Here is a 12935-nt window from a genome sequence, read left to right as displayed (position 1 = left end):
CTATGCTATCCCAATAAGTAATTTACTATCGCCGTTTGAAATCAAACTCAGTTCGAAAGACATAATTATCTGTGGTGCTTTCTTGGGCAATATATTGAAAACCAAAATCATTAAATTTCTGTAATTCCTCTGGCTTAGTTAATTGGTGTTCTGCAGCAAAACGAACCATTTCTCCTCGGGCCATCTTGGCATGAACCCCAACGGTTTTCCACTTACCCTTGACGAATTCTTGAAAGTCGATAGTAATCATTCGCCGCGTTTTTGTTACATAAGGCGCGATATTTTTAGAATATTCCTTAGAGGCCAAATTAATCAAAATATGATCCTCACCAAAAAGATTATCTGCTAGTTTTTCACCCCAATAGTGGTACAAATTTGGTTCGGTGAAACCTGTCGCCTTGTTCTTCATTTCTAAGCGGTAAGGCCAGACACCGTCAAATGGCCGTAAAACACCGTATAAGCCAGATAAGATGCGCACATTTTCTTGGACATAATTAAGTGCTTGGGCTGAAAACAAGTCAGGTGCCATATACTGATACTGAATCCCAGAATAAGAAATAATTGCTGGTGTTAAGTTGTCCGTTTTAGCTAGGTTAAGCTGCTTGATTTGCTCTTGTCCTTCTTTAGTCGTCCGCTCGCTTGATTGCCAGATTGCTTGTAACTGCGTAAAACTGCATTGCTGCAAAAAAGCCGCCAGTTCTTTTGCCTGTTTAAGAAACTGGGGGTGTGAGCGAGCCGGAAATGAATCACGGTCGACTTTCATCTTCATTGCTGGTGAGATAATAATTTTCATCTTTCGTATTTACCACCTTTTGGGTTAAACTTATTTAGTAATATGTTTTGAGGAGAGAGAATTAATGAATCCTGATTTTGCAATCATCTTAAATTTTAAACTAAAAAGCACGAAAGATGTAGACGCCGATTTTTTAGTTAAAACAGCGCGCGATATCGGTGCACGGGCAGTTGCCACTAATCAGCTGCAGGATGAATTTAAACTTGCTTGTGCTAAGTACACGGTTGCACTCGTTGATGGTCGTGATGGCATTGATGCAACAAGTGACGATGTCATCGACAAACTTGTTGCTAACCGCAAAATTGGGCAAAGCTCTTTTATTAATGTCGAAGTTACTGAAAAAAATGCAATTAGTTCTGCAACAAAAGAGGTACTCACCACGGTTAATAACTGGATGCATATTTTTGGCCACGCGTTTAATGATAGCCAGCCATGCAATCTTACCGCAGATTCGGGCTTTGTTCTCCAAAATCGTCATTTACATTATCAAAAATACGTTTTTGTCAACAAGCCTTTGCCAAAACAAGTGATTGTGTCTGGTCTAACAGTGGCGCCTAACCGCGTTGAAATGATTGAAAATCGGTGTGAACCTGCATTCACGTTCCAAGATAACGCGTTGACCATTGACTTAACAGAAATTACTAGTAGCAACTTGCCTTGGCAAATTATTCGTATTCAAGAACATCGCCCAGAAGACGATATCAAAGAAACTAAATTCTAAATGGAAAAACGGCTTTATTTAAAGCCGTTTTATTTTACCTTATTTTCGTTTAGCATGTGTCTTTGATTGTGCATTGTCCTGCCCGTAATACGCATTTTGGCCGTGCTTGCGGTAGTAATGCTTATCCAGCAGATATTGCGGCAAGTGGCTATTTGCCCGCGTTAACTGCAAGGTGTGGTAATCTTCCTCAGCCACTACTTCTAAGACCTTCGCATTATAAACCGCCTTAGCAGCAGTTTCACCCCAAGTAAACGGGCCGTGCTGACTGACCAAACAGCCCGGCGTTGCTTCATAATCGAGGTGGCGCTCTTTTAAGGTACGCACAATCGTCTTGCCAGTGTTGCCCTCATAGTCTTCTTCGATTTCAGCTTTAGTCAGAGCATCAGCGGCCGGGACATCAGTATAGAAGGTATCGGCATGAGTCGTGTTTAGTGCCGGAATGTCCATTTGTGCCGCCGCAAACGCTACGGCCCATGGTGAATGCGTGTGGACGATTCCGCCAATCTTAGGAAAATGATTATACAAATATGTATGCGTCGGTGTATCGCTTGACGGGTTGCGGCTGCCTTCTACCACTTCGCCCTTTAAATTAACCACAACCAAATCCTCGGGCGTCAGTTCTTCGTATGGCACGCCAGAAGGCTTAATAACGAATAACCCCTGCTTGCGGTCAATGCCAGAAACATTGCCCCAGGTAAAGGTGACTAGATCCAGCTTAGGCAGCTGCATGTTGGCCTCATAGACTTCTTGTTTTAATTGTTCGAGCATCTTTGGCTCCTCTCTTACTTAAATTGCTTCCTGCTCAATCCCTACTTGAGCAAAAATTTGATCGAAAAAGGCTTTGGCAGCCTTGACTTCCTCCACTGCCTGTTCATCGCCGTTATCACCGGACCACATCTCAATGGTAAAACTGCCACTATAGTTTAATCGGACAAGCAGCCGCAGCAGGCCGGCAAAGTCAACGCAACCCTGACCAAAGGGCACGTTCTTGAACTGTCCCTTGGAAGTGGCCGTTACTGGTTTACTGTCTTTTAAGTGAATCGCGCAAATGGTGTCAATGTAGTTTTCTAATTCTGCCGGGACATCGTTTTCAGGCCAGGCGCTTAGATTGCCCAAGTCAGGGTAAGCCTGCAGCCACGGGCTTTTGACCAGGTCATGATAATGACTGATTTTGGCCAGGTTATTAATAAACGGGTCATCCATGGTTTCAATCGATAGCATCACGTTCTTTTTAGCTGCTAGGTGCACACACTTCGTTAGATTTTCAACGTATAATTCGCGCGATAAGGCACTTTTGTCTTCATAATAGACATCATAGCCGGCCATCTGAATATTGTGAATGCCTAAATCAACGCATAGGTCGACGGCTTTGGCCAGCATCTGCACAGACTTTTGCCGGACAGCAGGATCCTTTGACCCCAGTGGAAAGCGGCGGTGTCCTGATAACATCAGATTGTTGATCCGCATCCCTGTTTGCCACATCAGATCCCGCATGCGGCTGCGTTCCTCGTGACTCCAGTCAAGCCGGGCCAAGCGCTCATCACTTTCATCAACGGAAAATTCGTAAAAATTAAAGCCCAGTTCATGGGTGAGTTCAAATGTTTCTTGCCAAGTTAGCTCTTGTGGCAGAGCTTTTTCATAAATACCTAGTGAATTAACGGTCATTTTCTACTCCTAAATAATTTTTAGTGACCTAACAAAAAAGAGGCGCCAATGATTAATTCATTGCTCCCCTTTATCAGTTAGCCCCAGATTCGCTTAATTTCGTCCTTAAACTGCTTGCTGACAGCATGAGGATCATCAGCACCAGTAATTGCCCGGCCAGCAATAAAAGTATAAACGGGAACACCTTTAAATAGTTGCAGAATCTCAGGATGAACACCGCCAGTGACGGAGACCTTGAAGCCCATTGCAATTAAATTCTTGACGTTCTCAACGTCTTGCTCAGACCACTTTTGACCAGCAAATTTGGCGTCGCGACTTTGGTGGTAAACCACTTGGTGGATGCCGTGATCAAGCCATTCTTGCATTCTGTCCTTATTATCCCAGCCCTCATAAAGCTCAACCTGAACCTCAATTTCCTTTTGGGCATTGCTCATTGTAGGGACTGTTGCGGCATTAATGCAGGTCATCCAGTCTGCCCCTGCTTCACGACAAGATACACCACATTTTGTCCCGGCATCGGCACATTTAACATCGGCTAAAACAATCTTATCGGGAGCCATTGCCCGTAAGTTCTTAACGGCACTCATTCCGTCGCGGTAAATTAAAATTGTTCCCGCCTCAACGACATCGATTTGATCTTCTACTTGGCGTAAAACATTGATTGCCTGGGCCGTATCGTTACAATCCAATGCTACTTGCATCATTGGTAAATTCATTTTTTGCTCCTAATCTTTTTTAAACTTAGCTGGAATGTCTGAAGCATTAATTTTGTCTTCTACCTCTTTAGCGGAAATAACATTTTTAATGCCAATTACTTCTCCACCGCGCTTTTTTACCTCATCAAACATCTTAATGAATGGGACAGAGGTAAAAACAACATCATAGTTGCGGGCAATTCCCTTTGCCTCTGAAATTGAAGTGTGATCAGCCTGTGTAATTTGGTAACCCAATTTTTCCATCGTCTTTTTTACTGTTCTGAGTAACATCAAACTTGTTCCAGAACCATTCGCACATGCAGTTAAAATCTTCATAACTAAATCTTTCCTTTCTAATTGTTTTCTTTATCATTTAATTTTTGCCATTCTGGATAATCTTCGGTAATCAAGAAGTACCCTTCTGGATCTGCCCGGTATTGCAGCTGTGGTATTGCCAAAAGCATGATAATAATGAGTGCGACACCGAAGTAACCTAAGTATTTCATGACGACAGTGAAGAATGGCCAAACTGTTGCCCAGTCGAACATGCCAAGGTAACCACCGTATTTAGCCATGCCAACCCAGGTAGCAATTAATGCCGAGCCGGCAACTTGAATCAGGCCGGAAATAAACGGCATGATCATTGCACATTTATAGCCGCCGCGATTATTGGAATACAAGCCGATAGCAGCGTTGTCAAAGAACAACGGAATGAAGCCAGCAATGACTAAGGTTGGTGAGTGGAAAATTAACAACAAAATAATCATCGTAAACTGACCTAGTGCACCAAACATAAAACCAATGGTTTGTGCATTTTGGGAACCAAAACCCAGTGTTGCAGCAACATCGATACCAGGAACTGCCCCAGGTAGCCATCTGTCAGAAATACCGGTAAAGGATTCCGTTAGTTCATTAACGAAAGTTCTAACGCCGAGCTGTAAGATTGCAAGATAAACGGAAAATTGTAGAGCAGTCTGTAAGATGTAAAAAATGAAGCTTTGCCCTTTTTGCATAAAGTGCGCTTTAATCAAATAATCAGGTCCTAAGACTACCAGAATTGCACCAATAAAAATCAACATTAAGATAGAAGTTGAAACCATGTTGTCATTAAAGATTGACATGAAACTTGGCAATTTAATATCTTCAAGCCGTTTATTTTTATTTTGGTTTTTCTTTAGCGCGTGCTTTTCAATAATCTCTGATAATTTAGCGAAGAAATATATTCCGAACATTTGCTGGTGCGCAACGGCAAAACCCGCACCATCAGTTAGTTCCTGCGTAATACCAACGGTTAAATTGGAACCAACAGCCCAGTAAAGGCCAAGAATTAAACTCATAATTGCTAAAATTGAAAAGCGGTTCAGTTTTGGAAAACAGAATAAAATTAACCAAAACGCTGTTGCTGCCTGTTGAACTTGGACATTACCGGTCGTAAAAACCGCCCGTAATTTAGTGTATTTAGAAAATCGCACCAATAAAATATTGATAATGTAAGCAAATAATAATAGCAGCATTGTATCCGCAAATGACCGGCCAAAACGCTGCATGATTCCCGCGTTAACCGCATTTTGACCAAAATAAGGGTCAATAATCATGGCGCTGAGGTGGAAACGGTCTTTTAAGCCGACTAAGATGGGACGGAAAGTATTAACTAACCCGCCTGATCCCGCAGCTAAGATGAAATACCCAACAGTTGCCTTTAAAAAGCCTGATAATACTTCGTACCACTTTTTGTGCTCTAAGATATAACCAATCAAAACGATAAAACCAATCATAAAGGCTGGTTGATTTAATACGTTCGTGGCGAAGTAACTCCAAATAGCTAGTAAGACATTCAAAATATTTTGCATTTTCTTTACCTGCTCTTTTCTTTACTTTCGTCATGCTTAGCCATGACTTGTTGGTAATCGGTAAGATTTTTGACGTGACACAGGTCTTCAATCATGCCATCTTCCATTAGTAAGTTAGATAAATTAGCAATATTTTTCATATGGGTAGCATTATCTTTGGCAGCTAGCATAAAGAACAACTGAGCGTCTTTTTCTGGATCATTTTGGTCGAAGGAAACCGGTTGTTCAAAAATCGTTAGACCAATACCAGTCCCTAAAACCCCAGAACTATCAGCTTGTGAATGGGGCATTGCAACTCCGGGTACAATTACAATATATGGCCCATATTGCTTGACATCTTCTATGACCTGATCAATATATTTATCGGTAACAAGGTTATTTGCCTTCATTACTTCCCCGGAGACTCTGATGGCTTCTTGCCAATTTTGGGGATGCTTTTGACTGATATTAATCAGATGATTTTCAAAAAAATAACGTAACATGATTCCTCCTACCAGATAATTAACCAAAAAGTGAATTATAATAACTCTGGGAATGGCAAATCTGGATCATTCTTAAAGGCATCATGGAATCCTCTATCATACATGTATTCAAACTTGTCCTTATCTTGTGGGAAGTTAAATTCACCACCGACTTGCCAAATATATGGCTTAAATTGATATTGTAAGCGGTATCTCTTACGATCCCAAAGAGCTAAAATATCCTTTGGGTCACTGTAAAAATTACTCCAAATGTCATAGTGCATTGGAATGATAACCTTTGTATTAAGTGCTTCAGCCATTCTTAAAACTTGGGAATCATCCAATTTATCGGTAATACCGCGTGGGTTTTCACCATATGCGCATAAAGCAACGTCAATTTTATTTTCATTACCATGCTTAACAAATGTGTTGGAATAGTGTGAGTCACCCGAGTGGTAGACATTGCCGCCTGAAGTTTCAACTAAATAGTTAACGGCAACTTTAGCCATTTCGATTGGTTTAGTACCGGCAAGCTTTACGTTAGGGTCATCTTCTGTTACCAGTTCAGTCCGGTCAAATGCTTCTAAAGCCTTAATTGTTACGGAACCAACCTTAACTTCATCACCGGGCTTGACAACCGTAATTTTTTCAGCGGGAACACCCCATTCTTCCCACTCATCGGCAACGCCTTGCGGGCCAATAAATTTAGCGTTCGGACAAAACTTGTTAACGCAAGCTGCAGTATAAATATCCAAATGGTCATGGTGTGTATGCGTCACGCAAAGTGCGTCTAAATCTCTAATTGCAAATGGATCAATGACATAAGGTTTATTACGAAGATTTGGTTGCATTGCTTCGCCACCAGTCATCCGCATCATTTGGTGACCCTTGCGCATTTTACCGTCACCATGAGTGTGTTTACCGGTACCGTTCCACATGTCAATCGCAATATTTGTTCCTTCGTGTGTCTTAAGCCAAGTACCCATACAGCCTAGCCACCAGATTGCAAATGATTTTGCAGGGACCTTTTTAGCTGCAATTTGTTCATTTAAAAAAGTGCCCCATTCTGGAAAATTATTTTCCGCAAAGACTTCTGGTGTAACTTGATTGATATTCGTTGGATTTGTCATGTTTTCCTCCTAAAATTTTTCCTTTAAGCTTGTTTTCATGGTAATTATATTTTAATCTGATAACGCTTTCAACCATATTAAATGATAAATAATGTTTTATATGGTGTTTTAGCAAAAAACATCAATATTTATTGATAATTAATTGGTTTTATGATATTTTTCATAATCAACAAGTGTTATTCAAGAGGTTATAGGTAGCTCAAAATGAAAAATTCATATCAAGTAATCAAAAATCGGCGCAAAAAAATAATTGACTTGCTCAATCATCAAAAAAACATCTCCTTAGATGAACTTTGTCAAAAACTGGGCGTATCAATCATGACTGTGCGGCGAGATTGTAGTAATTTAGCTAATCAAGGCAAAATCATTCAGGATAAAGGGACGGTTTCGCTGGTCAAACCTGAAGAAGTGCCTTTTACCGATTCTGTCAGTTACATCAAAAAGCGACTCGGTGAAGAAGCAGCGGGTCACATCGAAAAACATAACTGGGTTTTCATTAATTCAAGTACAACTGCTTTCGAAGCAATTCCTTATTTATTGCAAAAAGACGTCAATATTCTGACTAACAATGGCTATGCTGGCAATCTCGATATGCGTAACAGCAACAGCAAAATTATCCTTAGTGGCGGCAACATCAGTCGCAAAATGATTATGAGCGGTGATCTAGCAGTTGATCCGTTCCTAAAAATTTACGCCGACTGGGCAATTATTGGTTGCGCCGGATTAAGTCTCGAGCATGGCATCTCAACTCCCTTCATCGAAGAAGCCAAAGTTAACCAGGCAATTATTAAGCATTCACGCAAGCTAATTGTGGTTGCAGACTACAGCAAATTTGGTCAGTTTTCGAACTTCACCATTGGTCACGCAGAAGACATTGATTTACTAATTACCGACTCTTTTACACCTAGTCAAACAATTACGGAATTCATCAAAGCTGGTGTTCAGGTAGTCCAAGTTCAGTTATAAAAAAAGAGTCTGAGCAAAAAGTCTTCTAAACAAAAAATCCTATTAAATTTCGGTATTGCTAAACCTTGATTTAATAGGATTTCTGCTTTTAGTTAAAAGATATTTTGGTAGTAAGTCTCAGATTCTTTTTTATTTATCTCCTACTGGTTATGGGTCACCGCCATATTTTTTCCGTAGTTTCAAATCATGATGGATTGCTAAAACCATAATTAGTGTCCAAACTATGCAGAGTATGATTAATGGCCAAACATCTAGTACACGCTTGACGTAAACAGAAAAATCAGCTTTTAGTGGAAAAATAAAGTAACCAATTAACGCAGCCCATGGAACTAAAAAAGGTATACAAGATAAGAATAATTCAATCTTTTTAGGATAGAGCCTTGGCCTACTATAGATTTCTCGCTCATGTGTTTTAACGTAAAAAGCTGCAATTACTACGCCAATTATTAAAACTAATTGGCCAGCTTGAAAAATGTTTATGAATAGTTGTTGCCCGGCTTGCATTAGCTTTCACCCCACTTTGGTTTAAAAATCAGCATTGAACTAAATTGCTATATTTCATTTACCAACAATTTTTGTGCTATGAATAGTTAACTTTTACTAAAAACATAAGGCTTTATGCTTAATAAAGCAAGCTTAAAAAGATAATCAAGCTAAAAATATGGCTCAAGCACTTCTGGCTAATTATTTATCCAAAAGCAAAATACTTACTATTAAAAAATTCACCTAGTTATACGAACTAAGTGAATTTTTACTTTATCTAGTGTTTTAAATATTCCAACACCTTTGTAATATCTTGGGTCTTCTTATCTTGCGGAATATCTTCGTTCTTTAAAATCTCAATCGCATGTTGAACCATTGAATAAACCTGCTTATCATCGTCACTATCGATAATTAAATAGCCAATTTTAAAGTAAGATTCCAAGTTAGAGGTATCATGTTCATCCAAGGCTTTTTTGATTAAATAACCAAAAATAGCCTTCATATTACGTGTTCTCTTATTTTTTTCTTTTTTCTTATCATAAACTGGTAAAAAAAGTGCTACACAGACAGCAGCGATCTCTGCTACTGCAGTTACCCATTCTGATATTGGCCCTAACTCCATAAAATCACCCCATACCATTATTATAGTTGCTAGATACAGATATTTTCATCAGTATCAATGCAATACAATAATACAATAAAATAGTTTTTGCAAGATGATTTTTTATTAACGGTATTTATTAATATAGGTGATAAAACTTAAGCATTGCAATTATTTGGTCATCAACTTGGGGAGTAGTTTCCGCTACCGGTTTTCGGGCAGGGCCAACCTCCGCAATTTGGGCTAGTTCTAGTGCTCTTTTCAAAACAGCCGGTACCGTCCCCAATTTAAGTGCCGCACGCAAAACAGAAATACTCTCTTGCAATTCCTGTGCTTTTTCTTGCCTTTGCTCATTTAGGGCGTGGTCCAAGGCAACTAAAATCTGCGGAATTAGGTTGCTTGTGCCTGCAATTGCAGCTCGCACGCCGTAATGATAAGCATCTAAAATTTTTGAATCAGAACCAATTAATACTTGAAAATCCGCTGCGCAGGCAATACTTTGGTATTGTTTAAGCAGCTCTAAATCACCGCTACTGTCTTTAATACCAACGATATTCTCACTTTTCGCCAATTCTTTAACTACACTAACTGGAAGATTGTACCCAGTGTTTTGCGGTATATTGTACAAAATAATTGGCAGATCAACACTTGCTGCAATCTCTTGATAATAACCTATTAATTCCTTAGCACTTGGCCTGATAAAATACGGACTAATTACAGATAAAGCGTCAACGCCAACTTGCGCCATTTCTGTTGCAAGCCTAATGGCTTCATGTGTTGAACAAGCACCCGCTCCTGCAAAAACAGGAACACGATGATTAACAAATTGAACAATTTTACTTGTAAATGCAATTTTTTCTTGCCGTGACAAAACATGAAATTCACCGTTTGTTCCTAATGCGAAAATCCCACTAACACCAGCCTTTATTAGGTAATCGGTTAGCTTTTGGGCCGCTGGATAATTAAGTGACTGCTCTTGATCACGGTTAAACGGCGTGACAATTGGTGTGATAATTCCTTTAAACATTATTACCTCCTGCTTTACTTAATTACGCCTTCTTGAACCAATCGCTTACCTAAACTGCCACCAGGGTGCAACATCCCAAAGTCCTTTTCGGAAAATCCTTTAGCCTTTGCAACTGTTAACGCAATAGCATCGCCTACGGCTAAAGCGGCTGTTGAGCTATTGGTTGGCGCCAAATTGTACTGATCTGCCTCTCGCGCAACATGAACCAATATTAAATAGTCGCATTCCCGTGCCAGTAACGAGTTTTTATTACCAGTTAAAGCGGCCACCTTTGCACCTATTCTGTGAATTGGCGCAATGACAGTGGTTGCTTCTTTTGTTTCACCAGAATTTGAAATAGCAATTACTAAGTCATTAGGGGTAATCATGCCTAAATCACCGTGCATTGCCTCAGTGGCATGAACAAAAAATGCTGGTGTTCCCATACTCGCAAATGTTGCCGCTAATTTTCGTCCAATATGACCAGACTTACCCACACCGGTAAATATCAGTCGCCCGTTTAAGGCAATAATTTGCTTAACTAGTTCTAGATAATCTTCATTATTATGCCTGATGCTTGCTTCAACTTGCTTTAAAGCGGTTGCTTCATCATTAACCACAGCACAAATATTAGTAATAATATCCATTTTTACCTCTTGTCTATTCGAAAATTGCTCAAGATCTTATTTAGCAACAGTGCATTTTTGGTTATTTTTTCAGAGTCACCTGTTAAAGCTGAGCCAAAACTTACACAGTCAGCTCCAGCAAGCAGGAAGTCCCGATAATTAGCTAGTGTGGCTCCCCCAGAAACAAGAAGCGGCATAAACGGAATCGGTGTTTTAATTGTCGTTATTTCTTTAGTTCCGCCTAGAGTCGAACCGGGGAATACTTTGATAAAAGAAGCACCGGCACGTAAAGCCGTGGTAATTTCAGTCATGCTGTTGCATCCCGGAGCATAAGGAACTTGGTACAAATTGCACACTTCAGCTACTTCCTGACTAAAAGCCGGAGACAGAATTAGTTTTGCCCCACTAAGAATAGCTAAACGGGCGGTTGCCGCATCTAATACCGTGCCGGCACAAGCAACCATTTCCGGCAATTCATCACTGATTTTTGTCAAAGACCGTAAAGCAGTTGACACCGTAAAACTGACTTCAATTGCTTTTACGCCTCCTTTTAAACAAGCTTGCGCAATTCTTAATGTTTCTTCAGGGGTGTCTCTTACTACGGCCATAATATTTAAGTCGCTAATTTGCTGAACATAACTATTTTTTTGTAACATTTAAGCACCTCTAATGAACTAACTGTAAAATGCCGTGGAGCAGCGAGCCGACGATATTATAGTCGATGTTTGGAAATGTTGAGCTATTAATTCCCATCTGCTGAAAGACGGGAACTAAAATTAACGGCAGAAAAGCTAATAGCAGCCCAACTACGAACGAACCTGCAATGGCGCCACGCCAGCCACCGGTTGAATTGCCAAAGATAGCAGCAGTTCCGCCAGAGAAAAAGCAAATATGTGCTGCCGGAATAATAATAATCGGACTGTGCAAAAGAACCATAATTCCGATTGCAACTAATCCAGCTGCATATGAGCTAACAAAGCCAATCAAAACAGCGGTTGGGGCAAATGGGAAAACAGTTGGGACATCAAGCGCTGGCCGCGAGCCGGGGATAAATTTAGTTGAAATCGCTACGAACGCATTGGTGATTTCCTCTAAGAACATGCCGACACCATACATTAATACGCCCATTCCTGCCGTGAAGGTCATTGCCTGAATAAACGGATAAACAAGCCAATCAACAGGTCCTGCCAATTTTCCAGTTACTACCGGGCCAGCAACTAAAGCTGAAAAATAAAATAGGATAAGCATTACGATTGCCAGCCCCATCAAAAAGTCTTTAAAAATTGATAATGACTTCGGCAACTTAAAGTTTTCAGTAGTTTCATCTTGATGTTTTTTAAATAATAAGCCAATTGCTCCTGACAAGGCGTAACCAAACATGTTGTAATGACCAATCGCTTGATTATCATTACCCGTTATTTTTCGCATAAACGGCTGGCAAAGCTCTGGTAAGGCACTGGCACAAAGTCCTAAGATAATGCCTCCAATAATGATTGCCCAAGTGTTGCTGAGTCCGCTAAACTTCAAAACCAGTCCTAAAACACAAGCAAAATATAAGCTGTGCTGGCCCGTGAAGAAAATGTTTTTAAACGGCGTAATTCGGGCAAACACGATATTCATTGCAAAGCCCAAAATTAAAATTAAGGCAACTACAAAGCCGTACTTAGTCTGCGCCGCCGCAGTTGCGGCTTCAGGTGATGCAATCAAGCCGTGGATATGAAACGCTGATTGAAAGAGAACATTAAAATTCTGTAGAACGCCAGTTAATGTACTTGAGCCAATACCAAAGATTAAAAAACCAATTACGGTTTTAGCTGTTCCTTTAGTTACATCTGTCCAATCCTTGTCTTTTTGTGCAACTAGACCGATAAACGCCACACAACCTAGTAATACGGCTGGTTGACTCAGAAAACTAATAATAAAATTTAACATTCAATT

At 40.2% G+C, this 12935-nt stretch carries 16 protein-coding genes; 2 read left to right on the top strand and 14 right to left on the bottom strand.

Features of this window, described 5'->3' with window-relative positions:
• Positions 1–25: 25 nt before the first annotated feature.
• On the bottom strand, positions 26–793 hold the full coding sequence (yaaA, locus tag J3U69_RS04090) for a peroxide stress protein YaaA (protein ID WP_267413129.1): 768 nt from the start codon (positions 791–793) through the stop codon (positions 26–28).
• Positions 794–857: 64 nt separating this feature from the next.
• Between yaaA and J3U69_RS04085 the strand changes: the two genes are divergently transcribed.
• Complete coding sequence (locus J3U69_RS04085; protein WP_267413128.1) at positions 858–1514, top strand: hypothetical protein; 657 nt, start codon at positions 858–860, stop codon at positions 1512–1514.
• 39 nt (positions 1515–1553) lie between these two features.
• Here the strand turns inward: J3U69_RS04085 and J3U69_RS04080 are convergent, their stop codons facing one another.
• The 7 genes from J3U69_RS04080 to ulaG all read right to left on the bottom strand — a co-directional run bounded on the left by J3U69_RS04080 (position 1554) and on the right by ulaG (position 7315).
• A complete protein-coding gene (locus J3U69_RS04080; protein WP_267413127.1) occupies positions 1554–2282 on the bottom strand; it encodes an L-ribulose-5-phosphate 4-epimerase in 729 nt (242 codons plus the stop codon).
• 18 nt (positions 2283–2300) lie between these two features.
• Positions 2301–3179, bottom strand: coding sequence for an L-ribulose-5-phosphate 3-epimerase (locus J3U69_RS04075; protein ID WP_267413125.1), 879 nt, complete (start codon positions 3177–3179; stop codon positions 2301–2303).
• Between the two features lie 77 nt (positions 3180–3256).
• On the bottom strand, positions 3257–3895 hold the full coding sequence (locus J3U69_RS04070) for a 3-keto-L-gulonate-6-phosphate decarboxylase UlaD (protein ID WP_103752850.1): 639 nt from the start codon (positions 3893–3895) through the stop codon (positions 3257–3259).
• 9 nt (positions 3896–3904) lie between these two features.
• A complete protein-coding gene (locus J3U69_RS04065) occupies positions 3905–4210 on the bottom strand; it encodes a PTS sugar transporter subunit IIB (protein ID WP_103752849.1) in 306 nt (101 codons plus the stop codon).
• A 17-nt stretch (positions 4211–4227) separates the two neighbouring features.
• Positions 4228–5724, bottom strand: a complete 1497-nt coding sequence (locus J3U69_RS04060; RefSeq protein ID WP_220220630.1) for a PTS ascorbate transporter subunit IIC — start codon at positions 5722–5724, stop codon at positions 4228–4230.
• A 5-nt stretch (positions 5725–5729) separates the two neighbouring features.
• Positions 5730–6206 carry a PTS sugar transporter subunit IIA gene (locus tag J3U69_RS04055; protein WP_220220629.1) on the bottom strand — a complete coding sequence of 159 codons (477 nt, stop codon included), beginning with the start codon at positions 6204–6206 and terminating at the stop codon, positions 5730–5732.
• A gap of 35 nt (positions 6207–6241) precedes the next feature.
• Positions 6242–7315 carry an L-ascorbate 6-phosphate lactonase gene (ulaG, locus tag J3U69_RS04050; protein WP_220220628.1) on the bottom strand — a complete coding sequence of 358 codons (1074 nt, stop codon included), beginning with the start codon at positions 7313–7315 and terminating at the stop codon, positions 6242–6244.
• 204 nt (positions 7316–7519) lie between these two features.
• Between ulaG and J3U69_RS04045 the strand changes: the two genes are divergently transcribed.
• The gene (locus J3U69_RS04045; RefSeq protein WP_220220627.1) at positions 7520–8281 is read left to right on the top strand and encodes a DeoR/GlpR family DNA-binding transcription regulator; all 762 of its coding nucleotides are present in this window, start codon (positions 7520–7522) and stop codon (positions 8279–8281) included.
• A 147-nt stretch (positions 8282–8428) separates the two neighbouring features.
• On the opposite strand, the gene J3U69_RS04040 is transcribed toward J3U69_RS04045, so the two are convergent.
• The 6 genes from J3U69_RS04040 to J3U69_RS04015 all read right to left on the bottom strand — a co-directional run bounded on the left by J3U69_RS04040 (position 8429) and on the right by J3U69_RS04015 (position 12929).
• On the bottom strand, positions 8429–8785 hold the full coding sequence (locus J3U69_RS04040) for a hypothetical protein (protein WP_267413124.1): 357 nt from the start codon (positions 8783–8785) through the stop codon (positions 8429–8431).
• Between the two features lie 256 nt (positions 8786–9041).
• Positions 9042–9386: a hypothetical protein gene (locus tag J3U69_RS04035; RefSeq protein ID WP_220232676.1), complete on the bottom strand. Its 345-nt coding sequence runs from the start codon at positions 9384–9386 to the stop codon at positions 9042–9044.
• A gap of 118 nt (positions 9387–9504) precedes the next feature.
• Positions 9505–10392 carry a 4-hydroxy-tetrahydrodipicolinate synthase gene (gene dapA / locus J3U69_RS04030; protein WP_267413123.1) on the bottom strand — a complete coding sequence of 296 codons (888 nt, stop codon included), beginning with the start codon at positions 10390–10392 and terminating at the stop codon, positions 9505–9507.
• A 14-nt stretch (positions 10393–10406) separates the two neighbouring features.
• On the bottom strand, positions 10407–11018 hold the full coding sequence (locus tag J3U69_RS04025; protein ID WP_267413121.1) for a KpsF/GutQ family sugar-phosphate isomerase: 612 nt from the start codon (positions 11016–11018) through the stop codon (positions 10407–10409).
• A gap of 2 nt (positions 11019–11020) precedes the next feature.
• Positions 11021–11653, bottom strand: a complete 633-nt coding sequence (locus tag J3U69_RS04020) for a ketohydroxyglutarate aldolase (RefSeq protein ID WP_267413119.1) — start codon at positions 11651–11653, stop codon at positions 11021–11023.
• A 10-nt stretch (positions 11654–11663) separates the two neighbouring features.
• The gene (locus J3U69_RS04015) at positions 11664–12929 is read right to left on the bottom strand and encodes a PTS ascorbate transporter subunit IIC (RefSeq protein ID WP_267413118.1); all 1266 of its coding nucleotides are present in this window, start codon (positions 12927–12929) and stop codon (positions 11664–11666) included.
• Positions 12930–12935 lie beyond the last annotated feature (6 nt).

Source organism: Lactobacillus sp. B4026, assembly GCF_026535825.1.
GTDB classification, from domain to species: domain Bacteria; phylum Bacillota; class Bacilli; order Lactobacillales; family Lactobacillaceae; genus Lactobacillus; species Lactobacillus panisapium.
The sequence above is the reverse complement of the archived record's forward strand: the minus strand, read 5'-3'. Positions and strand labels throughout refer to the sequence as shown.

What these genes read in the sequence shown, in the direction of transcription:
- J3U69_RS04035 (WP_220232676.1), bottom strand. Translation starts at nt 9,386, where the DNA reads ATGGAGTTAGGGCCAATATCAGAATGGGTAACTGCAGTAGCAGAGATC.
- J3U69_RS04045 (WP_220220627.1), top strand. Translation starts at nt 7,520, where the DNA reads ATGAAAAATTCATATCAAGTAATCAAAAATCGGCGCAAAAAAATAATT.
- J3U69_RS04060 (WP_220220630.1), bottom strand. Translation starts at nt 5,724, where the DNA reads ATGCAAAATATTTTGAATGTCTTACTAGCTATTTGGAGTTACTTCGCC.
- J3U69_RS04070 (WP_103752850.1), bottom strand. Translation starts at nt 3,895, where the DNA reads ATGAATTTACCAATGATGCAAGTAGCATTGGATTGTAACGATACGGCC.
- J3U69_RS04080 (WP_267413127.1), bottom strand. Translation starts at nt 2,282, where the DNA reads ATGCTCGAACAATTAAAACAAGAAGTCTATGAGGCCAACATGCAGCTG.
- J3U69_RS04065 (WP_103752849.1), bottom strand. Translation starts at nt 4,210, where the DNA reads ATGAAGATTTTAACTGCATGTGCGAATGGTTCTGGAACAAGTTTGATG.
- J3U69_RS04075 (WP_267413125.1), bottom strand. Translation starts at nt 3,179, where the DNA reads ATGACCGTTAATTCACTAGGTATTTATGAAAAAGCTCTGCCACAAGAG.
- J3U69_RS04020 (WP_267413119.1), bottom strand. Translation starts at nt 11,653, where the DNA reads ATGTTACAAAAAAATAGTTATGTTCAGCAAATTAGCGACTTAAATATT.
- ulaG (WP_220220628.1), bottom strand. Translation starts at nt 7,315, where the DNA reads ATGACAAATCCAACGAATATCAATCAAGTTACACCAGAAGTCTTTGCG.
- J3U69_RS04015 (WP_267413118.1), bottom strand. Translation starts at nt 12,929, where the DNA reads ATGTTAAATTTTATTATTAGTTTTCTGAGTCAACCAGCCGTATTACTA.
- J3U69_RS04055 (WP_220220629.1), bottom strand. Translation starts at nt 6,206, where the DNA reads ATGTTACGTTATTTTTTTGAAAATCATCTGATTAATATCAGTCAAAAG.
- J3U69_RS04085 (WP_267413128.1), top strand. Translation starts at nt 858, where the DNA reads ATGAATCCTGATTTTGCAATCATCTTAAATTTTAAACTAAAAAGCACG.
- J3U69_RS04025 (WP_267413121.1), bottom strand. Translation starts at nt 11,018, where the DNA reads ATGGATATTATTACTAATATTTGTGCTGTGGTTAATGATGAAGCAACC.
- dapA (WP_267413123.1), bottom strand. Translation starts at nt 10,392, where the DNA reads ATGTTTAAAGGAATTATCACACCAATTGTCACGCCGTTTAACCGTGAT.
- yaaA (WP_267413129.1), bottom strand. Translation starts at nt 793, where the DNA reads ATGAAAATTATTATCTCACCAGCAATGAAGATGAAAGTCGACCGTGAT.
- J3U69_RS04040 (WP_267413124.1), bottom strand. Translation starts at nt 8,785, where the DNA reads ATGCAAGCCGGGCAACAACTATTCATAAACATTTTTCAAGCTGGCCAA.